Raw genomic sequence first — 23,089 nt, forward strand, 5'->3', positions numbered from 1 at the left:
CCACCCCCCCGGGCCCGGGCGGTGGGCGGGTAATTCGACAGGCCGCGCAACCGGGGGTGGTGGGTGGGGTGGGAGTGGGCCGCCCCCCGAGGGGGCGCGGGGAACTGCGCGAGCAACCACGACGCTCCTGCACAGGCACGACAACAGAACGGACCCCCACGTGCGCCACCAAGGCACGTGGGGGTCCTTTCAGTGCCGCTGCATGTCAGCCGGTGGCCGTCACCCCCCGGCGGGCGGCACGCCCAGGAAGCGTCGTCGGCCAGTGGGCAACCGCAGCCGTCGCCGCGTACCACGCCACCGCCCCCGAAGCGGCAGCGACCCAGCCCCCGACCTTGGCCAGGGAAGAGCTGTCGGCGAAGGCCGCCACCGCCAGCACCAGCATGGCCAGGAACAGCAGCCCGTGCATGACCTGACCGAGGCCGTCCCCGCCCGCGAGGGTCAGGGTGAGCGCCACGAGGGCGAACAGAAGCAGGAAGAGCCCGGCCGCATCGGCCGACGAGGGACCTGCGACGGCCCAGGTGAACCACAGGGCGCCGAGGGCCACAAAACCCGTACCGGAGGCGCTGTCACCGCCCCGGAAGGCCAGCAGGCCGACGAGGAACAGGGCAACTCCGCCCACATAGTGGGCCATTGAGACGGCGTCGGACGCGGCCACGCCGTGGATGACACCGGTCGTACCGAGGCCGAACGCCAACAGGGTGATTCCCAGGGCGAGTCGGCCGACCACGGTAGTGTTTCCGCTTCCCGCAGAGACTTCGTTGTCCACGGCGGGCTCCCTTCATGCTGTGCTGTTGCGCGGTGACCGATATATGCCCTTCACAAGGGCACAAACCACCTCTACGCGCGAGTAGTTTCGCGCTGCACAAAGGGAGTTGGACAGCTCAGGGGATCACGATCACGGGCCGCTTCGCCCGCTTGGCGAGCCGGCCCGCGACGGAGCCGAAGATCCGGCCGACGATGCCGTGCGTGGAGCCGACGACGATCGCGTCGGCCTCGTACTCCCGCCCGACCTCTTCGAGTTCATGGCAGATGTCCCCGCCCCGCTCGACCAGGATCCACGGCACCTCGGCCAGATAGTCCGCACAGGCCAGCTCAAGGCCGAGTACCTCGGTGCGATGGTCCGGTACGTCGACGAAGACGGGTGGCTCGCAGCCGGCCCACACGGTGGTCGGCAGCCGGTTGGCGACATGGACGATGATCAGGCCCGAGTGGGAACGGTGGGCCATGCCGACGGCGTAGGCGAGGGCGCGCTCACTGGACGTGGAGCCGTCGAAGCCGACGACGACTCCGTGCCGGAAGGCGGGGTCGCATGAAGGGCGTGGCTCTTCCGCCGCCAGGGGATCGGCCGCCGTCGGGTCGGCGACCGGCCGCTTGCGGTCCGCGGGTTCGAAGAATTCGTGACCGGCCATGGCTGTCTCGGCGTTGTGATCCTTTATGGGTGGGACGACAGTGTGCGCGGAACTGTGTCACGGAGCTGTGTCCGGGAAACATCTTCCCAACCCCATACCCCCAAGGGTACGGCGGCACGCCTCCTGAGCCCAGATCCCGCGCACGCTCCGTAAGCGGTCCCCCGACGTCCGTAGGGGTTCACCGGAGCATGCACGAGCGTCGCCCGTAACGCAATGGTTGCTGCCCCGTACAGGCGGTTTGCACAGGATTCACAGACGTACGGCCGGTGACCGACGGGTCGAACAGACGTTGAACCCGGGTGACCCACCGCCACAGGGAGTACGAAGTGATGCCCGGTCCCCGATCCACCTCCGAGTCGCACGCCGCACCGGACACCGTGAGCGATGTGATCCGCTGGGCCGCCTTCAGCTGCGTTCTCGTCCCCGTGGTCCTGGTCTGGTACGGCTCCTCGCTGGCCGGCGCGGCGGGGGCCGCGCTGGGCCTCGCGGCCGTCACGGCCGTGTGCCGGATCCTGCTGCGCCGGTCCGAGCGGTGCGCCACCCGGCCCAACCGTTCCGCAAAGCATTGCGCCGAGCAAAGAGGCGGACGTCACACCCGCCGACGGACACCGGTCGACTGACCTGTTTCCGTACCCCCGAACGTTGGTTTTCAGCCAACTTCTCAATGTCGCCCAAGAGGGGTCCGAACCACCCCCCAACCCCCGTTCGACCTGCACGGAAAGGGTCCATGGGCAGTTGTGCACCCTACGCGGTTTGGCCACTGCGACAAGGCGCACTTCCCTGCACGCCCCGCGAGTGCAACGCTTCGTGATCGAATGCTTCACGCCAAGTTGTCATGTCGACAATCTGGGGCGTGTGGAACTGGTCACCGTGAGACCGCGGGAGCCAGTAGATTCGATCTTGATCGTCTTATGGCGGGGGACTCGTGCAGGACCGAGGGGAAACGTGCAGGAGCGACACAACCGAGGAGCCGCGACCACCGAGGGGGGCTTAGCAGTATGAGCCACGACTCCACTGCCGCGCCGGAGGCCGCAGTCCGGAAACTTTCCGGGCGACGCCGCAAGGAGATCGTCGCGGTGCTGCTGTTCAGCGGCGGTCCCATCTTTGAGAGTTCCATTCCGCTGTCGGTGTTCGGGATCGACCGCCAGGACGCCGGGGTACCGCGCTACCGACTGCTGGTGTGCGCCGGCGAGGAGGGCCCGCTGCGGACCACAGGGGGCCTGGAACTCACCGCACCGCATGGACTGGAGGCGATCTCACGCGCCGGGACGGTCGTCGTACCGGCCTGGCGTTCGATCACCGCGCCACCGCCTGAAGAGGCGCTCGACGCGCTGCGCAGGGCACATGAGGAGGGCGCCCGCATAGTCGGGCTGTGCACCGGCGCCTTCGTCCTCGCGGCGGCGGGCCTGCTGGACGGCCGCCCGGCGACCACCCACTGGATGTACGCGCCGACGCTGGCCAAGCGCTATCCGTCGGTGCACGTCGATCCGCGTGAGCTGTTCGTCGACGACGGCGATGTGCTGACGTCGGCGGGCACCGCGGCCGGAATCGATCTCTGTCTGCACATCGTGCGGACGGACCACGGCAACGAGGCGGCCGGCGCGCTCGCCCGGCGCCTGGTGGTCCCGCCGCGCCGCAGCGGCGGTCAGGAGCGCTATCTCGACAGGTCTTTACCAGAGGAGATCGGCGCCGACCCGCTCGCCGAGGTCGTCGCCTGGGCGCTGGAACACCTCCACGAGCAGTTCGACGTGGAGACTCTGGCGGCACGCGCCTATATGAGCCGCCGTACGTTCGACCGCCGGTTCCGTTCGCTGACCGGCAGCGCACCGCTGCAGTGGCTGATCACCCAGCGGGTGCTGCAGGCGCAGCGGCTGCTGGAGACGTCGGACTACTCCGTGGACGAGGTGGCGGGCCGGTGCGGCTTCCGCTCCCCCGTCGCGCTGCGCGGCCACTTCCGCCGCCAGCTCGGCTCGTCCCCCGCCGCCTACCGGGCCGCCTACCGGGCCCGCCGGCCGCAGGGCGACAGGCAGGCCGACACGGAACCGGCGCTCGCCGCGCCCGGCCAGCCGGGCCCGCCCGCGGGCCTGCCGGGGGGTCCGGGGCCGATGGGCCACCCACCCGCCATGCTGCACCCGGACCGCGACAGCGGCGTCCCGATGCAGAGCCGCCGCCAGACGGCCGGCGCGGTGGGCCTGCTGCCGGGGCCACGCAGCGGTAACTGAGAGAAGGGGGGCGAGCACGCACTCGCCCCCCTTCCTTTTGCACGGCACCGGCACAGGGGAGCCCAAAAGCCGACGTCAGCTTTAGGGTGGTCGCATGAACGATCGCATGGTGTGGATCGACTGCGAGATGACCGGCCTCTCGCTGTCCGACGACGCTCTCATCGAGGTGGCCGCCCTCGTCACCGACTCCGAGCTGAACGTACTCGGCGAGGGGGTGGACATCGTCATCCGCCCGCCGGACCAGGCGCTGGAGACGATGCCGGAGGTGGTGCGTCAGATGCACACCGCGTCCGGGCTGCTCGCCGAGCTGCCGAACGGCACGACCCTGCAGGACGCCGAGGACCAGGTCCTCGCGTATGTGAAGGAGTACGTGAAGGAGCCCGGCAAGGCCCCGCTGTGCGGCAACTCCGTCGGCACCGACCGCGGCTTCCTGCTGCGGGACATGCCCCGCGTGGAGGACTACCTGCACTACCGGATCGTGGACGTCTCCTCCATCAAGGAGCTGGCCCGGCGCTGGTATCCGCGGACGTACTTCAACAGCCCGGAGAAGAACGGCAACCACCGCGCCCTCGCCGACATCCGCGAGTCGATCGCCGAGCTGCGCTACTACCGCGAGGCCGTCTTCGTCCCCCAGCCCGGACCGGACTCCGACACCGCGAAGGCGATCGCCGCCAAGCACGTCCTGCCCGCGCAGGAGCACTGAGAACCCGAGCGGGACCACCGAGAAGAGGGGCTCGCGAAAACGTGTGCGCGAGCACCCCTTCGGACCCTGTAGACTTCTTCTCGGCCGGTCGGGGAAACGACAAGTTCCACCGCCGGTCGTGGTGGGTGTAGCTCAGCTGGTAGAGCACCTGGTTGTGGTCCAGGATGTCGCGGGTTCGAGTCCCGTCACTCACCCTTGTTGATCAAGGCCCCTGACCTGGAAATGGTCAGGGGCCTTGATGTTTGTTGAGAGGCGCGGCGCTACGGTCCGGATTTGGCGTTGGACGTGTTCATGCCTACAGGCTCTCCGCCCATGCGGAAGGACGGGGGAAGGTCAGTCGCAGGCGGCGACGTGGGTCTGCCGGTCGATGATCGCCACATCGCCCTCCCACATCAGCGCGTTCACCATGACGCAGCGAGGCTGGAAGTCGGGATCATTGCTCTCGTACTTGACCGGGCCCGCGTAGTCGGAGAACGAGCCCTCATCGACCTTGCAGGTGGTCCAGCACAGCTTCAGCTTCATGTGCTTCTTGGATCCGAGGTTGTTGTCGAACACGGCGCATGCCCCGTTTCCTCCCCTCACTTCCTTGAAGTACGTGAACAGGGTTCCGAACCGACGGGAATCCGGAAGCGGATCCACAAATGACAGCCTGTATCCGCTTCCGCACAACAGGCCACCGGCTTGTACCGCTGCGGGATCGGCCGCCGCGCGGGCACGCGTCTGCGGATCGTGCGCCGCGCTCGGCGAAAACTCCACGTTGGTGCCGGGCACCATCTCGGGAGACGGCTTCGAGTCCTGGGCCAGGGCTTGCGGAGCTGCCAGAACCGAAGAGATGAGAGCCGTGGAGAGGGCAAGAGTGGGTAGCCACTTGCGCATGGCGGTGTTCCCCCTGTGGTGAGGGCACAAGGAGACTGGCCCGTGGCGGCACGCGCGCGTGTGGTCCCCGTTGCGCTCAGTGTGTGTTGGTCGTCCGCTCCCATCCCGCCCGAACGATACGAGCAGGCAGTTCCCCAACTGGCCGGGAGCAGGGCGTCACTCTAAGCGCGCGGTCAGCAGCAGACCCAACGCCATACGGCTCGATATGGCGAAGGATGATCCCTGAGGAAAGTAAGCGGAATCAGGGGACACACATGTTCTCCATACGTCCGCCGCATAGAAACGGAACCCGCGGGACGCGCACGAACCATGACGGGATTTCACCCATGCGGCATCGCGCCGGTTGTGACCTCCGTCGACGGGAAGGGATCACCTCATGGGCTTGTCGACGGCGTTCACCCGACTGCTGGGTGTGGAGCATCCGATCGCGCTGGCGCCGATGGGCGGTTCGGCCGGCGGGGCGCTGACGGCGGCGGTCTCGCGCGGTGGCGGCCTGGGGCTGCTGGGCAGCGGGAACGGCGACCGGGACTGGCTGGCCCGCGAACTGCCCGTCCTGGCAGCCGAGGGCGCCGGGAAGCCCTGGGGCGTCGGCTTCCAGGCGTGGGCGACCGAGGTCGGCGCGGTGGAGTGGACGCTGGAGCACGGTCCGGCGGCGGTGATGCTGTCCTTCGGCGACCCGCGGCCCTTCGCGGAGCGCGTGCGTGGCGCGGGCGCGACGCTGATCGTGCAGGTCACCGATCTGGAGGAGGCCCGCAGGGCGGTGGACGCGGGCGCCGACGTGATCGTGGCGCAGGGCACCGAGGCGGGCGGGCACGGGGCCCGGCACGGGCGGTCCACGCTGCCGTTCGTGCCCGTCGTGGTGGACCTGGCGGCGCCCGTGCCGGTGCTCGCGGCCGGCGGGATCGGTGACGGCCGCGGCATCGCCGCCGCCCTGGCGCTGGGCGCCGCGGGGGCGCTGCTCGGCACCCGCTTCCAGGCCACGGCCGAGGCCCTGGTCGACCCCGCGACCGCCCGGGCCATCGTCGCCGGCCGCGGCGAGGACACCGAGCGCAGCAGAGTGCTGGACATCGCCCGCGGCTCGCGCTGGCCGGCGCGGTACACCGCGCGCACGCTCCCGCACCCGTTCATCGAGCGGTGGCGGGACCGGGAGGCGGAACTCGCGGACGACCCCCGGGCCGGGCGGTCGTACCAGGAAGCCGTCACACGCGGCGACATCCCCCCGCTGCCGCAGTGGGCCGGAGAGGCCGTCGACCTCATCGACGACCTGCCCTGCGCCGCCGACCTGGTCCACACCCTCGCCACCCAGACCGAACAGGCACTACACCGAGCCTGCGGACACTGACCCACCGGCATACCGTCACACGCGGCGACATCCCCCCGCTCCCCCAGTGGGCCGGAGAGGCCGTCGACCTCATCGACGACCTGCCCTGCGCCGCCGACCTGGTCCACACCCTGGCCACCCAGACCGAACAGGCACTGCACCGGGCCCGCGGGCACTGACCCGCCGGCATGCCGCTCTACGACGACGCCCGCACCACCAACTCCGTGGCCAGTACGGCGTGCTGCCGCTCCAGGCCCCGGGAGGCGGGCGGGCGGCGGTCGGCGATCTCCGCGAGGAGCAGGTCGATCATCGCGCGGCCCATCTCCTCGATGGGCTGACGGACGCTGGTCAGCGGCGGGTCCATATGGCGGGCGATGGCCGAGTCGTCGTAGCCGACCAGCGCCACGTCGTCCGGGATACGGCGGCCCGCCTCGCGCAGCACCTGCCGGGCGCCGGCCGCCATCACGTCCGAGCCGGCGAAGACCGCGTCCAGGTCGGGGTGGCGGTCCAGCAGCACCGACATGGCCCGGCGGCCGCCCTCCTCGGTGAAGTCCCCCGGCTCGACGAGGAGTTCGTCCACGTCCCGGCCCGCCTCGCGCAGGGCGTCGCGGTAGCCGTCGACGCGGCGCTCGGCGCCGTAGACGTCGAGGCGGCCGGTGATGTGCGCGATGCGGGTGCGGCCGCGGGCGAGCAGGTGCTCGACGGCTGAACGAGCGCCGCCGTAGTTGTCCGAGTCCACCGAGGTGAGCGTCTCGCCGGCCGAGCGGGGGCCGCTGATCACGGCCGGGATCTCCAGCTGGGCCAGCAGATCGGGCAGGGGGTCGTCGGCGTGCACCGAGACCAGCAGGACGCCGTCGACCCGGTGGGCCGCCAGGTACTGCGCGAGACGGCGGCGCTCGCGGTCGCTGCCCGCGAAGATCAGCAGCAACTGCATCTCGGTGTCCGAGAGTTGGGAGCCGACACCGCGCAGCATGTCCGAGAAGTAGGGTTCCGCGAAGAAGCGGGTCTCCGGCTCGGGGACCACCAGCGCGATGGCGTCCGTGCGGTTGGCTGCGAGGGCGCGGGCGGCGGTGTTGGGGACGTAGCCGAGTTCCGCGACCGCCGCCTCGACCGCGGCGCGGGTCGCGTCGCTGACCCGGGGCGAACCGTTGATCACGCGCGAGACCGTGCCCCGGCCGACCCCGGCCCGGGCCGCGACCTCTTCGAGCGTGGGCCGGCCCCCGCCGCGGCCCCGCGCTCCGTGGCTTGCCATGGGCTCCGCCTCTCTCGACCACGTCCACTGTGCTGGCCGAATGTAACAGCACCGTTCGCTGCGGTTACCGCCCCTGGGGGCTGCGCCCCCAGACCCCCGCTTGTCGGCCTTCGGCCTCGTCCTCAAACGCCGGACGGGCTGGTTGTACTTAACGTGCTGATAACTGAAGGCAGTTGTCCGCGACCGCTCCCTTGACACCCTGCCCCCGACCGGCGACTCTTCAACACATCACTTATGGGAGCGCTCCCACAGTACCTGACACCTACACATCCCGCACGTTCCCCGCCCGAGCCGCAGCGCGTACGAACGGGCCCGTTTCCCATGCAGTTGGCCGGGGGGTCGGCACGTCAGGCAACAGGAGGACGCAATGCGCACGAGCATCCGCCGGTCCCAGCGGCTGATGGCCCTAGCGGCCGTGGCCGCCCTGGCCACGGGGCTGCTGGCCGGCTGCGCCAAGGACTCGGACAACGGCTCGTCGGACAACTCCGACGGCGGTGGCAAGGGCAGGACCACACTGACCATCGGCACCTTCGGCGTCTTCGGCTACAAGCAGGCCGGCCTCTACGACGAGTACATGAAGCTGCATCCGGACATCAGCATCAAGGAGAACGTCACCACCAGGACCGACGTCTACTGGCCGAAGGTGCTCACCCGCCTCCAGGCCGGCTCCGGCACGGACGACATCGAGGCCATCGAGATCGGCAACATCACCGAGGCCGTGCAGACCCAGGCCGCCAAGTTCGTGGACCTCGGCAAGGAGGTCGACAAGTCGCAGTGGCTGGACTGGAAGAACGCGCAGGCCACCACCAAGGACGGCAAGCTCATCGGGCTCGGCACCGATACCGGGCCGATGGCCATCTGCTACCGCAAGGACCTGTTCCAGAAGGCCGGGCTGCCGACCGACCGGGACAAGCTCGCCGCGATGTGGAAGGGCGACTGGTCCAAGTACGTCGACCTCGGCAAGCAGTACATGAAGAAGGCACCCAAGGGCACCGAGTTCGTGGACTCGGCGTCCTCCGTCTACAACGCGGCGGTGGGCGGCGCCAGCGAGCGGTACTACGACAAGGGCGGCAACGTCGTCTGGGACAGGTCCGAGGGCGTGAAGAAGGCCTGGGACGCCGCCATGACCGTCGCCACCAGCAATATGTCGGCGAAGCTGAAGCAGTTCGACCCGACCTGGGATCAGGGCTTCGCCAATGGCACCTTCGCCTCCATCGCCTGCCCGGCCTGGATGGTCGGCTACATCGAGCAGAAGTCCGGTGACTCCGGCAAGGGCAAGTGGGACGTGGCGCCGGCGCCGGCGGCGTCCAACTGGGGCGGCTCCTTCCTCGGTGTGCCGACCGCGACCAAGCACCAGAAGGAGGCCATCGCCCTGGCGAAGTGGCTGACCGCGCCCGAGCAGCAGGCGAAGGTGTTCGCCAAGCAGGCCAGCTTCCCGTCGACCCCGTCGGTGTACGCGAGCCTGAAGCCGCAGGCCGACACCACGGCGTACTTCTCGAACGCCCCGCTCACCCAGATCTTCTCCGACGCGGCGAAGACCATCCCCCCGCAGCCCCTCGGCCCCAAGGACAAGCCGATCGACAACGCGATCAGCGACATCGGCATCCTCCAGGTCGAGCAGAAGGGCAAGACGCCCGCGCAGGGCTGGGACGCCGCGAAGAACGAGATCAAGGACGTGCTCGGCCAGTGACCAGCCCCAAGCAGGCTCTCGCGCACTCCGCGTCGAGCGCCGACGCCGCGTCCGGCAGCTCGCCGGGCGCGGCCCGGGGCGCTCGCGGTCGCGGTGCGCCGGCGGGCGCCGACTCCTGGCGCAGCCGGCTGTACCGCTGGGACATGAAGGCCTCGCCGTACGCGTTCGTGTCCCCGTTCTTCGTCCTGTTCGCGGCGTTCACGCTGGTGCCGCTGCTCTACACGGCCTGGTACTCGCTGCACCATGTACAGCTGTCCGCGCTGGACCACCAGACCTGGGCGGGCCTGGGCAACTACAAGAACCTGTGGTCCTCGCAGTTCTTCTGGAACGCCCTGCAGAACACCCTGACCATCGGTGTCATCTCGACCGTGCCGCAGCTGCTGGCCGCGCTGGGGCTCGCGCACCTGCTGAACTACAAGCTGCGCGGCTCGACCGTGTGGCGTGTGGTGATGCTGACTCCGTACGCCACGTCGGTGGCCGCGGCGACCCTGGTGTTCACGCTGCTGTATTCCTGGGACGGCGGCATGGTCAACTGGATCCTGCACTTCTTCGGCGTGGCCCCGGTCAACTGGCGTGAGTCGGACTGGGGTTCGCAGTTCGCGGTGTCGTCCATCGTGATCTGGCGGTGGACCGGGTACAACGCGTTGATCTATCTGGCCGCCATGCAGGCAATCCCCGCCGATCTGTACGAGTCGGCGGCGATCGACGGCGCCAACCGCTGGCAGCAGTTCCGGCATGTGACGATCCCGCAGCTTCGTCCGACGATCCTCTTCACGGTCGTGGTCTCCGCGATCGGCGCGACCCAGCTCTTCGGCGAGCCGCTGCTGTTCGGCGGGGTCAGCGGGTCCAAGGGCGGCTCGGAGCACCAGTTCCAGACGCTCGGCCTGTACATGTACGACCAGGGCTGGATCATCGGCAACCTCGGCAAGGCGTCCGCGATCGCCTGGTCGATGTTCCTGATCCTGCTGATCATCGCCGCGGTCAATCTGCTGCTCACCCGACGGTTGAGGAAGTCCCCATGACCACCACTGAACTGACGCTGCCCCGGGCGGCGCGGAGGGAGCGGCGGCGCGGCCGGACGGGCGCCGGAAAGCACCTGCACGCGGGCCCGGTGACGTACGTCGTCCTGACCGTCTTCGCCCTCGTCTCCGTCGCCCCGCTGGTGTGGACGGCGATCGCCGCCTCCCGCACCGCCCACCGACTGGCCGAGACCCCGCCGCCGCTGTGGTTCGGCGGCAACCTGTTCGAGAACCTGCGGACGGCCTGGGACCAGGCGGGGCTCGGCACGGCGATGTTCAACTCGGTGATCGTGGCGGGCACGATCACGGTGAGCACGGTGCTGTTCTCCACGCTGGCCGGCTTCGCCTTCGCCAAGCTCCGGTTCCGCTTCTCCGGCCTGCTGTTGCTGCTGACCGTCGGCACGATGATGATCCCGCCGCAACTGGCCGTCGTACCCCTGTACCTGTGGATGGCGGACCTCGGCTGGTCGAACCAGCTGCAGACGGTGATCCTGCCGAGTCTCGTCACCGCGTTCGGTACGTTCTTCATGCGGCAGTACCTGGTGCAGGCGCTGCCGACCGAGCTGATCGAGGCGGCCCGGGTGGACGGCGCGAGCAGTCTGCGGGTGGTGTGGCACGTGGTCTTCCCGGCGGCGCGACCGGCGATGGCGGTGCTCGGCCTGCTGACGTTCGTGTTCGCCTGGAACGACTTCCTGTGGCCGATCATCGCCCTGAACCAGCAGAACCCGACCGTGCAGGTGGCCCTGAACTCGCTCGGCACCGGCTATGTCCCGGACCAGGCGGTGATCATGGCGGGCGCGCTGCTCGGCACGCTGCCGCTGCTGTTCGCCTTCCTGCTGTTCGGCAAGCAGATCGTGGGCGGGATCATGCAGGGCGCGATCAAGGGCTGATCCGCCGCTCGCGCCAGGGGCGGGCCGGGCCACCGCCGCCCCGGCCCCTTCGCCCCTTCCTCTCCGTTTCGCCGGTCCGGCTACGACCTCTCTGGGAGCGCTTCCATGCCTGAACCCGATGCCACTGTCACCTTTCCCCCCGCCTTCCTCTGGGGCGCCGCGACCTCGGCGTACCAGATCGAGGGGGCGGTGCGGGAGGACGGCCGCACCCCCTCGATCTGGGACACCTTCAGTCATACGCCGGGCCGGACGGCCGGCGGTGAGACCGGTGACATCGCTGTCGACCACTACCACCGCTACCGCGACGACGTGGCGCTCATGGCCGAGCTGGGCCTGACCGCGTACCGCTTCTCGGTCTCCTGGCCCCGGGTCCAGCCGACCGGCCGCGGCCCCGCGATCCAGGTGGGCCTGGACTTCTACCGCCGTCTGGTGGACGAGCTGCTGGCGCACGGCATCAAGCCCGTGCTCACCCTCTACCACTGGGATCTGCCGCAGGAGCTGGAGGACGCGGGCGGCTGGCCGCAGCGGGACACCGCGTTCCGCTTCGCCGAGTACGCGCAGCTGGTCGGCGCGGCGCTGGGCGACCGGGTGGAGCAGTGGATCACTCTCAACGAGCCCTGGTGCAGCGCCTTCCTGGGCTATGGCTCCGGTGTGCACGCCCCCGGCCGTACCGAGGCGGAGGCCGCCCTGCGCGCCGCCCATCACCTCAACCTCGCCCACGGCCTCGCGGCCTCGGCCCTGCGCTCGGTGATGCCGGCCCGCAACGAGATCGCGATCAGCCTCAACTCCTCGGTCGTACGCCCGCTTTCGCAGGACCCGGCCGACCTCGCCGCGGCCCGCAGGATCGACGACCTGGCCAACGGCGTCTTCCACGGCCCGATGCTGCACGGCGCGTACCCGTCGTCGCTGCTGGAGTCGACCTCGTCGATCACCGACTGGTCGTTCGTCCTCGACGGCGACACCCGCGCGATCAACGTCCCGCTGGACGCGCTGGGCCTCAACTACTACACCCCGTCCCTGGTGTCGGCCGCGTCCGGGAACGCCGACGGCCCGCGGGCGGACGGCCACGGCGCCAGCGACCACTGCCCCTGGCCGGGCGCCGACGACGTACGGTTCCACCAGACACCGGGCGAGCGCACCGAGATGGGCTGGACGATCGATCCGACGGGCCTGTACGACCTGGTCATGCGGTACACGAGGGAGGCGCCCGGTCTCCCGCTGTATGTGACGGAGAACGGCGCCGCCTACGACGACAAGCCCGACCCCGACGGCCGCGTCCACGACCCCGAGCGCATCGCGTACCTGCACGGCCATCTCACCGCGGTACGCCGCGCGATCACCGACGGCGCCGATGTGCGCGGCTACTACCTGTGGTCCCTGATGGACAACTTCGAGTGGGCGTACGGCTACGGCAAGCGGTTCGGCGCGGTGTACGTGGACTACGCGACGCTGGAGCGGACGCCGAAGTCGAGCGCGCGGTGGTACGGGGAGGCGGCGCGGACCGGGGCGTTGCCGGCCGGCTGACAGAGGAAGCCGGCTTCTCCTGCTGTCAGGAGCCGTACAGCTCGGTCATCTCGGTGATCTTGCCGGCGCTGTTGACGGCCACGTCGTAGAAGTTCTCGCCGTAGCAGTCGCTGGTGTCGGCGGAGGGTCCGGTGTCCTGTGCGGTGCCGTTGGCGCAGATGCGGACGTGCTCGATGCCGCCGCCCGCCGCGGTCATCTTGTCCGGGCCCTTCCCCTTCAGGTGCAGAACGTGGATGGGGGTGCTGCCCGAGGCGACGGTGTACTCGTGCTCCTTTCCGCCGTCGGCGTTGTAGAAGGCGCCCTCGTCGGGGTTGCAGTTCTGCTTGGCGTCCTTGGCGGTGATGGTGTTCATGGCCCCGGAGACGCTCTCGACCAGGATGTACTTGTGGCCCGGGGCGAGGGTGTGGCAGGCGCTCTTGCCGCTTCCCTTGCCCTTGGCGTCACCCTTGGCCTGGCCCTTGGCGTCGCCCTTGGCGTGGCTCGCGGTGGCGGAGGGGGTGACGGCACCGGTGGCGTCGGTGCCGTCGTCGGGCTGACAGGCGGTCAGCGTGAGCGCGGCGCAGGCGAGCACGGTGGTGGCAAGGGCATGACGAATGGATGACACGATTCCCCCGATATGGTGCGGCCCGGGCACGGACGGCCCGGGTCATGGCATGCAAGACCGGCCGTCCGTCGCTGTGTCGACCGACGTCCGGCCCGGGCCGAAGATCGACCCGGGCCGGAACTATATAGGCATGTGCATGGCTTGATCACATGGGTTGCCGTGCGTGGCGGGTCAGTTGAAGGCGCCGAACGCCTTCGAGAAAGCGTACTTGTCCTGGACGATCGAGCTGCAGGTGGCGTCGGCGGTGGGCTTGGTGCCGCCGTCGCACTGCTTGTCCCGGGTCGCGGACCACATCGACAGGCCGCCGAGGCCCTTGGACTTGGCGAAGTTCACCAGCTGGGTGGCGTCGTCCACCTTGAAGACCTCGGAGGAGACGTCGTTGACACCGATCATCGGGGTGACGGCGACCGACTTCCAGGCGGCCGGGTCGGACAGCCCCAGCACGCCCTTGACCTGGGCCTGGGTGGCGGTCGCGGCCTGCTGGGCGTAGTCGCCCATGTCGCCGCTGTACGAGGAGCCGTAGTCCATCGCCATGATGTTGACGGTGGAGACCTTCACTCCGTTGGACTTGGCGTCGGAGAGGAGGTTCACGCCGTCCTGGGTCAGGCCCTCCGGCATCACCGGGAGGGTGAAGGAGACGTCCAGGTCCGGGTGCTGGGCCTGGAGCTTGGCTATCGCCTTTGCCCGCAGGGTGTTCGCCGCCGTGTTGGGCAGTGCGCCGCCCTCGATGTCGAAGTCCACCTTGGTGAGCTTGAACGCGTCGACCGCCTTGCCGTACGCCGCCGCCAGCGCGTCCACGGAGGAGCAGGTGGTGGCCAGTTCGGAGCCGGAGGCGCCGCCGAAGGAGACGCGGACGTCACCGCCCTTGGCCCGCAGGGAGCCGATCTGCGCGGCGACGGCGTCGCTGGTCAGGTCGGTCACGCCGCCCCACTTGGGGATGCAGCCGCCGCCGTCGGTGAGGAAGGCCAGGTTGTAGTTCTTCACACCGGTCGCGGCGGCCGTGCCGAGGAGGTCGAAGGGCGGGTAGAGGGAGGTGTCGACGTACGGAGCGAAGCCGGCGGAGGCGGTGGTGCCGCTGCCGGTGGTCTGGGAGGCCGTCGGGGTCGGGGGGGCGCTCCTGGTCGGGGTGGGGGTGGTGCTCCTGGTCGGCGTGGCGGTCGGGGCCGGCGGCCGGGTCTCGGTGGGCCGGCCGCTCGGCTCGGGGGTGGCGCCGCCGTCCACGGAGCACGGGGAGTTGTCGATACGACAGCCCGTCGGGGCGCCGCTGCCCTCGACCACGAAGCCGACGGTCACCGACTTGCCGGGGGCGAGGCCCTCGGTGTCCCACTTCGCGGGCTTCACGGTGACATGCGAACCGCTGACGCTCGACTCGCCGTTCCACAGGGAGCTGAGCCTGGTGCCCGTGGGCAGGTCGAACTCCAGGGTCCAGGTCTTCTCCTGCTGGGAGCTGTTGTTGGTGACGACGTACTGGCCGGTGGAGCCCGTCGACCAGTCGCTGGTCCTGGTGTACGCGGCGTTCACGCCGGCGGCGTTGGCGGTGCCGGTGAGCAGGACCGCGCCGCCACCGACCACGGCCGCGGCCACGAGACCGCCTATCGCCTTGTTCCTGCCACTGATCCTGCGCCGGTGCGTGCTCATGCGCGTGCCTGCCTTCGCTGTTCGCGGGGGTCCACGGGGGACGAGGTGCGGCAGCACGCTAGCGATCCGGAATCGGGCAAATCACTTGATCGGGACGGCCGTTGCAGACCTTAGGGTTCACTTAAGGAAGGGATCGGGGACGATTAATGGTCGAGACCAGTCGGGACCGGTTTGCCCGATCGGCGTCTCCGCATCGACCTGCGGTGCCCGCGCCCGACGGGGCCCCGCCCGTCCAGCTGGAACCAGATCCGCACCTCCGTGCCGCCCAGCACCGAGGCGCCGATCCGGACGTCCCCGCCGGTGGACTCGGCGAGCCGGCGCACGATGTCCAGGCCCAGACCGGTCGAGCCCGCGCTTCCGGAGCCGCGGCCCCGGGCCATCGCCGCGTCCGGGTCGGGGATGCCGGGGCCCGCGTCGGAGACCAGCACGATCACCGCGTCCTCGCCGTTGTGCACATCGACCGCGAAGGCGGTGCCCTCGGCGGTGTGCCGGAAGACATTGCCGAGCAAGGCGTCCAGGCTCGCGGCCAGGTCGGCGCGGGCCACGGGTATCCGCACCGGCCGCTCGACACCGGCCACCCGCCATTTACGTCCCTCGTCCTCGGCGAGCGCGGACCAGAACTCCATGCGCTCGCGGACCACCTCGGCCGCGTCGCACCCGGCGCCGGGACCGGCCGCGACGGTCTGCGGCTTGGCCTCCCGGGCCGTACGGATGATGGTGTCGACCTCGCGCTCCAGCTGGGCGACGGCGGCCCGGGTCTGCTCGGCGGCCGGCCCGCCGCCGAGGGAGGCCGCGTTCAGCCGCAGGACGGTCAGCGGTGTGCGCAGCCGGTGGGAGAGGTCCGCGGCCAGCTCTCTTTCGTTCGCGAGGAGCTGGACGACCTGGTCGGCCATGGAGTTGAACGCCACGGCCGCGAGCCGCAGTTCGGTCGGGCCGTCCTCCGGGACCCGGGCGCCCAGCTTGCCCTCGCCCAGTTCGTGCGCGCCCCGGACCAGTCGCTGGGCGGGCCGCACCATGCGCACCCCGAGCCGGTCGGCGACCGCGACCGAGCCGACGATCAGTGCGATGCCGACGGCCGCGAGCACCGCCCAGGCCGTACCGACGCCGTTGGTCACCTCGGACTCGGGGACGTACACCTCGACGACCGCGATGTCGCCGGAGCCGAGCGCGACCGGCTGGAGCAGGGTCGATCCGCCGGCCACGGTGGTCGTGGACGCCCGGCCCAGCTTCCGCACGGCCTGGATGTCGCGGGCGGCGGCACGCTGCCGGCCGAGGTCCAGCGCGGACCGGCCGCCGCCCGCGGGCAGATGCACGGCCATCCCGGAGTCGGCGCCGGCGGAGGCCACGACCCGCTCCAGTTTGTCCCGGTCGGTGGTGATGGACAGCGCGGGCGAGACCGCGGCGGCCTCCCGCTCGGCATTGGAGAACGCGCGGTCACGGGCCATCTCCTTGACGACCAGTCCGAGCGGCACGGCGAAGGCGACCACGACCATCACGGTGACCGCCAGGCAGACCTTGACCAGGGCCCATCTCATCGCGCCGGCTCCCCGTCCATGGGCGGCTCCAGCTTCACACCGACCCCCCGGAGCGTGTGCAGATAGCGGGGCTGAGCGGCCGTCTCCCCCAATTTCCGGCGCAACCAGGACAGATGGACGTCAATGGTCTGGTCGTCGCCGTAGGACTGCTGCCAGACCTCGGCGAGGAGTTCCCTGCGCGGGACGACCACCCCGGGCCGGCCGGCCAGGAAGGCGAGCAGGTCGAACTCGCGGCGGGTGAGGTCGAGGCGGGCCCCGTCCAGTTCGGCCTGGCGGCGCAGCGGGTCGACGGTCAGGCCGCCGACCCGCAGCACGGACGAGGGCGGGGCCTCCGCGCCGCCGGAGCGGGCCCGGCGCAGCACCGCCGCCATCCGCGCCGAGAGGTGCTCGACGGAGAACGGCTTGGTCAGGTAGTCGTCCGCACCGGCGTTGAGCAGCCGGACGATCTCCGTCTCGTCGTCCCGGGCGGTGGCGATGATGACGGGCACGTCGGTGATGCCGCGGAGCATCTTCAGCGCCTCGGAGCCGTCCAGGTCCGGCAGTCCGAGGTCCAGGATGACCACGTCGAAACGGAAATGGGCGACCTCGCGCAGCGCCTCCAGTGCCGTACCGACGCTGCGCACGGTGTGTGCGGCGTCGGTCAGATGCCGGATGAGCGCCGAGCGTACGAACTGGTCGTCCTCGACCACGAGCACACTTGCCATGCGCCGCACCGTACGCCATGCGGCCCAGGCCGGGCGGGTGCCTGTGGATAACTCGGGGGGTGTGCGGACGGCGGTGCGCCTGAGGCAGTATGGCCCGCGATGCGCAGAGGACTCGTACACGTACTGGCGTGGCTGCTCGCGACGGGAGCGGCGGTCACGCTGTCGTGGTGGGGTGTGCACACGGTGATGGCGGGCACGGCGTACGACCCGCCGCGCGCCCTGCCGGTCACGGACGCCGGCGCCACCGCACAGGGCACGAAGGCCCTGGGGTCGCCGACGCACCGGCCGTCGCCGTCCACCAGCCCGTCGGCCCCGACGTCCACACCCACGCGGACACCGGGCCCCTCGCCCACCGCCTCGTCGTCCTCGTCCGCGTCCTCGTCGTCGTCCGGCCAGGTCAAGTCGTACGACACCGACGGCGGCCGGGTCGTGTTCGACCTGGGCGCGGCCGACGCCACGCTCGTGTCGGCGACGCCGGGGACCGGCTGGTCGATGCAGCTGTGGAAGACGCAGACGTGGATCCGGGTGGAGTTCAGCAGGGGCACGGACCGGGTGTCGGTGATGTGCACCTGGCACGATGGCCCGCCGCATGTGGAGATCGGGAACTACTGAGCCCGCGCCCGGGAAGAGCCGGGTCAGCGGAACACCGACGGCGGTGGGGCCGGGGAGGCCGCCGCCGTGGCGTCCGTCACCGGGAGCGCGCCGCCGGTGAAGTCCGTGAGCGGTCTGCCGTGTTCGACCCGGCCCGGATGCGGGTCGGAGGCGGCGCGGCGGGTGAGTTCGGCGAGCGGAAGCGGGCCGTCGGAGGCGACGAGCACGGCGTTGCCGAAGCGCTTGCCGCGCAGTACGGCCGGGTCGGCGATCAGCGCGAGTTCGGCGAACCGGGCGGCGGCGGTGGCGATCTGGCCGCGCAGATGGGCGAGCGGCGGGCCATCGGCGAGGTTGGCGGCGTAGACCCCGGACGGTTTCAGGGCGCGGCGGACCTCGTCCAGGAACTCGGCGGAGGTGAGGTGAGCGGGGGTGCGGGCGCCGCTGAAGACATCGGCGATGATCAGGTCCGCCCAGCCCTCCGGCACCTTGGCCAGACCCGCGCGGGCGTCCGCCGCCCTGACCCGGATCCGGGCGTTCGAATCCAACGGCAGCTCCCGGCGGACCAGTTGGACCAGGGTCGCGTCCCGCTCGACGACCTGCTGGGTGGAGCGGGGGCGGGTGGCGGCGACGTACCGGGCGAGGGTGAACGCGCCGCCGCCGAGGTGCACGGCGTGCACGGGTTTGCCGGGCGCGGCGGCGAGGTCGATGACATGGCCGATGCGGCGCTGGTACTCGAAGGAGAGGTGGGCGGGGTCGTCCAGGTCGACGTGCGACTGGGGCGCGCCGTCGATCAGCAGCGTCCATGCGCGGGGGCGGTCGGGGTCGGGTACGAGCTGTGCGAGTCCGCCGTCGACCGCCTCCACGACGGCCTCGGCGGCGGCCGATCCGCGTCGCGTCTGCCGGGTGTTCCTGGACCTGCCCATCGGACCATTTTCGCAGGCGGACCGGGACCGCGCCGCACCGGACACCGCCCGCCCTGCACAGCCGCCGCGGACCACCGGCGATCCGGTCGCCGCCGGCTCACTTGCAGCTGTCGGCCGCCTCGATCATCCGGGCCGCCTCCCCGAGGGCCCGGCGCAGTACCACCGGGTCGGTGGCGAGGTCGGCCTCGCCGGGCGGCAGCAGCCAGTCGGAGCCCTCCACCGGCGGCTCGGGGTTCAGGTCGAGCCCGCGCCCGTCCGTCTCCGTGCAGGTGCTGCCCGGCACGTCCCAGCAGGCCGCCGTGCCGGCCGGAACCAGGAAGCCGAGGGTGGCGCAACCGCCGTCGTGCAGCACGGGCCCCATCGCCTCACCGGCACCGCGCCGCAGGATGTCGACCGCCTCCAGGCCCTGCCGGGCCGGCACCGTCACAAGGTCGCATGCCGTCGCGTCCACCACGGACGACGACGGCGACGTACAAGGTTCGTTGCCCTGGCTGGTCTCCATGCCGGCCTCCACCACACAGCCCTGTTGCGGTCCATGGAGTCCAACGCGCGAGAGCGTCAACGGCTACGGCACAAGTGCGCCGCAAAGGATGGCACTTCATGGCAGATCGTGGATGAGATATCCGGTTTGTAGCCAAACGCAGCGTGGCGGGTCCTTCACAGCAGGTACGTTCATGCCCGCCGGAACCAGGGCGCCACTCGGACAACTCGTCCCGAATCCGTCCCGGATCCGGCATGGTTCGACGGTTCGCACGAGAGGACCCGGCCATGGCGTCGTCAACCGCGACCTCGTCACAGCCCGAACGGCCACCCCGGCCCAACCTCGCCTTCCGGCAACTGCGCGGCAGGCGCTCACCGGCCGAGTTCGCGGCGCTCGTACGGCGCGCCGCGCGCGAGATCGGTGAACGGGTGAGCTGTGACGCGCGTTACATCGGCAGGGTCGAGGCGGGCGAGATCCGCTGCCCGAACTACGCGTACGAACGGGTGTTCCTGCACATGTTCCCCGGTCGCACGCTCACCGACCTCGGGTTCGCGCCCCGCTCGTCCGTACGCGGCCGTGCGGCACGTACGGCGACGGACGCACCCGAGGCGCTCATCACCACTGAGCATCACGGGGCCGGTGAGACGCGAGGCGCGTTCGAACCGTATGACACACCGGATGTGCACGACCCGCCTGAGCCGTACGCGAAAGACCACCTGAACCACGAGGAGAGCGACGTGCTGCGTCGCGCATTCATGACCGGCGGAAGCGCCACGATGGCCGCCGCCACGCTGAGCCCGCTGGGGCTCACCACGGACGCCGCGGCCGCGGTACGGCCCGCGCGCCGGCTCGGCAGCCCCGAGGCGACCGCCCTGGAGGAGGCCGTCCGCCGGATCCGGCTGCTGGACGACCGGCACGGCGCGGACGGCCTCTACCGGCGCGCGGCGGCTCCGCTGCGCGCGGCCTACGCGCTGCTGGACGTCGGCGCGACCCGGCTGACCACCGCCGACCGGCTGCACTCGGGCGCCGGTGAACTCGCCATCTCCGTGGGCTGGCTGGCACACGACTCCGGCCGCTTCGACGACGCGCGCTCGCACTACGCGGAAGCGCTGGCCACGGCCCGGATGACCGGGGACCCGGCGCTGGAGGCGCACGCGTTCTGCAACACCGCGTTCCTGGCGCGGGACGCCGGCCGCCCCCGGGAGGCGGTCCGCGCGGCACAGGCCGCCCAGCGCGCCGCCCGCCCCCTGGGCTCCGCCCGGCTGATGTCGCTGCTCGCGCTGCGCGAGGCGGGCGGCTGGGCGGGGCTCGCCGACCGCACCGGCTGCGAGCAGGCGCTCGCCCGCGCACAGGCCCTCTTCGGGCGGGGCCGCTCGGACGCCGACCCCGAGTGGATGAGCTTCTACGGAGAGGCCGAACTGGAGGGTCTCGAGGCGCAGTGCTGGTCCATGCTGGGCGACTGGCGGCGCGCGTCCCGGCACGCGCGCCGGGCGGCGCATCTGCAGGATCCGCACTTCACCCGGAACATCGCGTTGTACACCGCCGAGCTGGCCGACGATCTCGCCCGCGAGGGGCGTCCCGACGAGGCGGCCGCCGCCGGCCTGCGGGTGCTGTCCTTGCTGGACCAGGTCCAGTCCTCGCGCATCCAGGGGATGCTGGCGGCGACGGCACGTGTGCTGCTGCCGCACCGGCGGGCATCGGGGGTGTCCGATTTCCTGGAACGGCATGCGGCTGTGCCGCGGGCCGGGCGGGCGTAGCGACGCCGGTGCCAGCCGGGGGGCGGGTTTCGCCCGCCCGCGCCGGCGGTGCCGGCGTGCGGATGCCGACAGCGGTCCGGGGCGGGGCTTGCGGTGGTCTTCGGGCTGCGGGCGCATCGTGACCGGTCGCGCCCACGCGGCGGAGCCGCATATCGATACAGCCCCGCGCCCGTCGGGCGTGGCACGCACGCGACTACCCCGCCAGGTGCCCCATGTCGTTCCAGCTCTCGATCGCCGGTTCCCCGTACGCCCAGCCGAGGACGGACAGTGAGGTCGGGTTGAGGCGGATGCGTGCGGCGAAGTCCAACGGCTGGCCCAGCCAGCGGGCACCGATGGAGCGCAGGATGTGGCCGTGGGCGAAGACCAGGACGTCCCGGTCCGCCGACCGCGCCCACGCCACCACCTCGTCCGCCCGCGCGGTCACCTCGGCGAGGGTCTCGCCCTCCGGCACCCCGTCCCGCCAGATCAGCCACCCCGGCCGCACGGCCTGGATCTCGGCCGGTGTCATGCCCTCGTAGGCGCCGTAGTCCCACTCCATGAGCGTGTCCCAGGTGGTGGCACGGTCACCGAAGCCGGCCAGTTCGCATGTCTCACGCGCGCGTGCCAGCGGACTGGTGCGCACCTCCACCCCCGGCAGCCCGTCCAGCGGAGCCCGGTGCAGTCGCTCGCCGAGCAGCTTGGCCCCGCGCCGGCCCTCCTCCAGCAGCGGTACGTCGGTCCTGCCGGTGTGCTTGCCGGACAGCGACCATTCCGTCTGTCCGTGCCGGGCCAGCAGGATGCGCGGTGCCATGAGGGACCTTTCCGGGAGCGGGACGCCACAAAGACGCCATGAGAACAAAGGAGTGGACTTCCCCATCATCGCTCACACCCATTCGGGGCAACCCGGCGGGCGATGTCGGCGTCTTTGTGGGCCGGAGGTCCCGCATGGGGCGGGATACGGACGCCGTAAAGTGGCACGGTCGCCCGCCGGGGCGCGCCGTACAGCAGAAGGGGGAGGGCGATCGGATGCCGCAGACCGAGACACCGGGCACCGAGGGGGTCCCGCGTACCCGGCTGCGGTGGTGGACCGAACTGCCGCTGATCCTCCTGGTCTACGGCTGCTACTCGGCCGGACGCCTCCTCGCGCGCGGTGACGTCACCTCCGCCGTCGACCACGGTCTGGCGATCCTGCGCATCGAGAAGACGCTGCACCTGAACGCCGAGCACCCGCTCAACCGGCTGTTCACCCGTGAGCCCTGGCTCGGTGTGCCGGCGGACTTCTGGTACGCCTCGCTGCACTACCTGGTCACGCCCGCCATCCTGATCTGGCTGTTCCGGGCCCGCGCCGAGCACTACCGGCGGGCCCGCACCTGGCTGATGACGTCCACGTTCATCGGTCTGATCGGCTTCACCCTGCTGCCGACCTGCCCGCCCCGGCTGCTCTCCGCCGGGCACGGCTTCGTGGACACCATGGCGCACTACAGCTCGTACGGCTGGTGGGGCGGCCAGGCGAGCGCGCCGCGCGGCATGGGCGGGATGACCAACCAGTACGCGGCGATGCCGAGCCTGCACGTCGGCTGGGCGCTGTGGTGCGGCGTGATGCTGTGGCGGCACGGCGGCACGCGCCTCGCGAAGATCCTCGGCGTCGCCTACCCGCTGGGCACCGCGCTCGTGGTCATGGGCACCGCCAACCACTACTTCCTCGACGCGGTGGCCGGTGTCGCCGTGATGGGCGTCGGCCTGCTGCTGGCGCCGCGTGTGATGCGGGGCCTGGACCTGCTGCGGTCCCGGCTGATCCCGCGCACCACGGCCGTCGCGGGCGGCACGGGGTCCCCGATTGTCAGTGGCGGATGCCAGACTTCCGCGGGTGAGCGAATTCCACGGCAGCGCGAGTCGCAGCTCGACGCCGGGGCCGGACCGGACGCCTCCCCCAGCGACGCGGGCGAAGGGACTCCGGCGAAGGCTCGCTGA

22 protein-coding genes and 1 tRNA gene are annotated in these 23,089 nt (G+C 71.0%); 12 read left to right on the plus strand and 11 right to left on the minus strand.

Translation table 11 applies throughout. From position 1 onward, the window contains the following. Window positions 1-205: 205 nt before the first annotated feature. Both AB0L75_RS41145 and AB0L75_RS41150 read right to left on the minus strand, forming a co-directional pair. Window positions 206-766, minus strand: coding sequence for a GPR1/FUN34/YaaH family transporter (locus tag AB0L75_RS41145; protein ID WP_365191404.1), 561 nt, complete (start codon window positions 764-766; stop codon window positions 206-208). 115 nt (window positions 767-881) lie between these two features. Next, a complete protein-coding gene (locus tag AB0L75_RS41150) occupies window positions 882-1,409 on the minus strand; it encodes a universal stress protein (RefSeq protein WP_365191405.1) in 528 nt (175 codons plus the stop codon). 329 nt (window positions 1,410-1,738) lie between these two features. On the opposite strand from AB0L75_RS41150, the gene AB0L75_RS41155 reads away from it, so the two are divergent. The 4 genes from AB0L75_RS41155 (at window position 1,739) to AB0L75_RS41170 (ending at window position 4,528) form a co-directional block, all read left to right on the plus strand. Further along, entirely contained in the window at window positions 1,739-2,029 is a 291-nt protein-coding gene (locus AB0L75_RS41155; protein WP_365191406.1) for a hypothetical protein, read from the plus strand. Between the two features lie 378 nt (window positions 2,030-2,407). Further along, the gene (locus AB0L75_RS41160; protein ID WP_365191407.1) at window positions 2,408-3,631 is read left to right on the plus strand and encodes a helix-turn-helix domain-containing protein; all 1,224 of its coding nucleotides are present in this window, start codon (window positions 2,408-2,410) and stop codon (window positions 3,629-3,631) included. A gap of 94 nt (window positions 3,632-3,725) precedes the next feature. Continuing rightward, entirely contained in the window at window positions 3,726-4,334 is a 609-nt protein-coding gene (gene orn / locus AB0L75_RS41165) for an oligoribonuclease (RefSeq protein WP_365191408.1), read from the plus strand. A 121-nt stretch (window positions 4,335-4,455) separates the two neighbouring features. After that, a tRNA-His gene (locus AB0L75_RS41170) sits at window positions 4,456-4,528 on the plus strand. Between the two features lie 139 nt (window positions 4,529-4,667). Here the strand turns inward: AB0L75_RS41170 and AB0L75_RS41175 are convergent. Beyond that, entirely contained in the window at window positions 4,668-5,210 is a 543-nt protein-coding gene (locus tag AB0L75_RS41175; RefSeq protein ID WP_365191409.1) for a hypothetical protein, read from the minus strand. A 376-nt stretch (window positions 5,211-5,586) separates the two neighbouring features. Here AB0L75_RS41175 and AB0L75_RS41180 point away from each other — a divergent pair, with 376 nt between their 5' ends. Continuing rightward, complete coding sequence (locus tag AB0L75_RS41180) at window positions 5,587-6,552, plus strand: nitronate monooxygenase (RefSeq protein WP_365191410.1); 966 nt, start codon at window positions 5,587-5,589, stop codon at window positions 6,550-6,552. A gap of 175 nt (window positions 6,553-6,727) precedes the next feature. On the opposite strand, the gene AB0L75_RS41185 is transcribed toward AB0L75_RS41180, so the two are convergent. After that, window positions 6,728-7,783 (minus strand): LacI family DNA-binding transcriptional regulator, encoded by a 1,056-nt coding sequence (locus AB0L75_RS41185; protein WP_365191411.1) that lies wholly within the window; start codon window positions 7,781-7,783, stop codon window positions 6,728-6,730. Window positions 7,784-8,150: 367 nt separating this feature from the next. Between AB0L75_RS41185 and AB0L75_RS41190 the strand changes: the two genes are divergently transcribed. From AB0L75_RS41190 to AB0L75_RS41205, 4 genes are all read left to right on the plus strand, one after another. After that, entirely contained in the window at window positions 8,151-9,473 is a 1,323-nt protein-coding gene (locus AB0L75_RS41190; RefSeq protein ID WP_365191412.1) for an ABC transporter substrate-binding protein, read from the plus strand. Then, window positions 9,470-10,495 (plus strand): sugar ABC transporter permease, encoded by a 1,026-nt coding sequence (locus AB0L75_RS41195; protein WP_365191413.1) that lies wholly within the window; start codon window positions 9,470-9,472, stop codon window positions 10,493-10,495. Before AB0L75_RS41190 ends, AB0L75_RS41195 begins: the two co-directional genes overlap by 4 nt. Then, window positions 10,492-11,382 carry a carbohydrate ABC transporter permease gene (locus AB0L75_RS41200; protein ID WP_365191414.1) on the plus strand — a complete coding sequence of 297 codons (891 nt, stop codon included), beginning with the start codon at window positions 10,492-10,494 and terminating at the stop codon, window positions 11,380-11,382. Before AB0L75_RS41195 ends, AB0L75_RS41200 begins: the two co-directional genes overlap by 4 nt. A 105-nt stretch (window positions 11,383-11,487) precedes the next feature. Further along, window positions 11,488-12,906, plus strand: coding sequence for a GH1 family beta-glucosidase (locus AB0L75_RS41205; protein WP_365191415.1), 1,419 nt, complete (start codon window positions 11,488-11,490; stop codon window positions 12,904-12,906). A 25-nt stretch (window positions 12,907-12,931) separates the two neighbouring features. Here the strand turns inward: AB0L75_RS41205 and AB0L75_RS41210 are convergent, their stop codons facing one another. From AB0L75_RS41210 to AB0L75_RS41225, 4 genes are all read right to left on the minus strand, one after another. Then, window positions 12,932-13,510 carry a hypothetical protein gene (locus AB0L75_RS41210; protein WP_365191416.1) on the minus strand — a complete coding sequence of 193 codons (579 nt, stop codon included), beginning with the start codon at window positions 13,508-13,510 and terminating at the stop codon, window positions 12,932-12,934. A gap of 171 nt (window positions 13,511-13,681) precedes the next feature. Continuing rightward, on the minus strand, window positions 13,682-15,148 hold the full coding sequence (locus tag AB0L75_RS41215) for a cellulose binding domain-containing protein (RefSeq protein ID WP_365191417.1): 1,467 nt from the start codon (window positions 15,146-15,148) through the stop codon (window positions 13,682-13,684). A gap of 143 nt (window positions 15,149-15,291) precedes the next feature. Further along, window positions 15,292-16,683, minus strand: coding sequence for a HAMP domain-containing sensor histidine kinase (locus tag AB0L75_RS41220; RefSeq protein ID WP_365191418.1), 1,392 nt, complete (start codon window positions 16,681-16,683; stop codon window positions 15,292-15,294). Next, window positions 16,680-17,387 carry a response regulator transcription factor gene (locus AB0L75_RS41225; protein WP_365191419.1) on the minus strand — a complete coding sequence of 236 codons (708 nt, stop codon included), beginning with the start codon at window positions 17,385-17,387 and terminating at the stop codon, window positions 16,680-16,682. The genes AB0L75_RS41220 and AB0L75_RS41225 overlap by 4 nt, the downstream gene beginning before the upstream one ends. A 99-nt stretch (window positions 17,388-17,486) precedes the next feature. Between AB0L75_RS41225 and AB0L75_RS41230 the strand changes: the two genes are divergently transcribed. Then, entirely contained in the window at window positions 17,487-17,999 is a 513-nt protein-coding gene (locus tag AB0L75_RS41230; RefSeq protein WP_365191420.1) for a hypothetical protein, read from the plus strand. 23 nt (window positions 18,000-18,022) lie between these two features. Here the strand turns inward: AB0L75_RS41230 and AB0L75_RS41235 are convergent, their stop codons facing one another. Together AB0L75_RS41235 and AB0L75_RS41240 are read right to left on the minus strand one after the other, a co-directional pair. Then, window positions 18,023-18,901: a fused MFS/spermidine synthase gene (locus AB0L75_RS41235; RefSeq protein ID WP_365191421.1), complete on the minus strand. Its 879-nt coding sequence runs from the start codon at window positions 18,899-18,901 to the stop codon at window positions 18,023-18,025. A 97-nt stretch (window positions 18,902-18,998) separates the two neighbouring features. Then, window positions 18,999-19,403, minus strand: a complete 405-nt coding sequence (locus tag AB0L75_RS41240; protein WP_365191422.1) for a hypothetical protein — start codon at window positions 19,401-19,403, stop codon at window positions 18,999-19,001. Window positions 19,404-19,669: 266 nt separating this feature from the next. Here AB0L75_RS41240 and AB0L75_RS41245 point away from each other — a divergent pair, with 266 nt between their 5' ends. Next, the gene (locus tag AB0L75_RS41245) at window positions 19,670-21,139 is read left to right on the plus strand and encodes a hypothetical protein (RefSeq protein ID WP_365191423.1); all 1,470 of its coding nucleotides are present in this window, start codon (window positions 19,670-19,672) and stop codon (window positions 21,137-21,139) included. 193 nt (window positions 21,140-21,332) lie between these two features. Here AB0L75_RS41245 and AB0L75_RS41250 read toward each other — a convergent pair whose 3' ends face one another. Next, entirely contained in the window at window positions 21,333-21,929 is a 597-nt protein-coding gene (locus AB0L75_RS41250) for a histidine phosphatase family protein (protein ID WP_365191424.1), read from the minus strand. A 215-nt stretch (window positions 21,930-22,144) separates the two neighbouring features. Here AB0L75_RS41250 and AB0L75_RS41255 point away from each other — a divergent pair, with 215 nt between their 5' ends. Next, window positions 22,145-23,089 (plus strand): phosphatase PAP2 family protein, encoded by a 945-nt coding sequence (locus AB0L75_RS41255; protein WP_365191425.1) that lies wholly within the window; start codon window positions 22,145-22,147, stop codon window positions 23,087-23,089.

The sequence above is a fragment of the Streptomyces sp. NPDC052101 genome (assembly GCF_040680235.1).
In the GTDB taxonomy this organism is placed as follows: Bacteria; Actinomycetota; Actinomycetes; order Streptomycetales; family Streptomycetaceae; genus Streptomyces.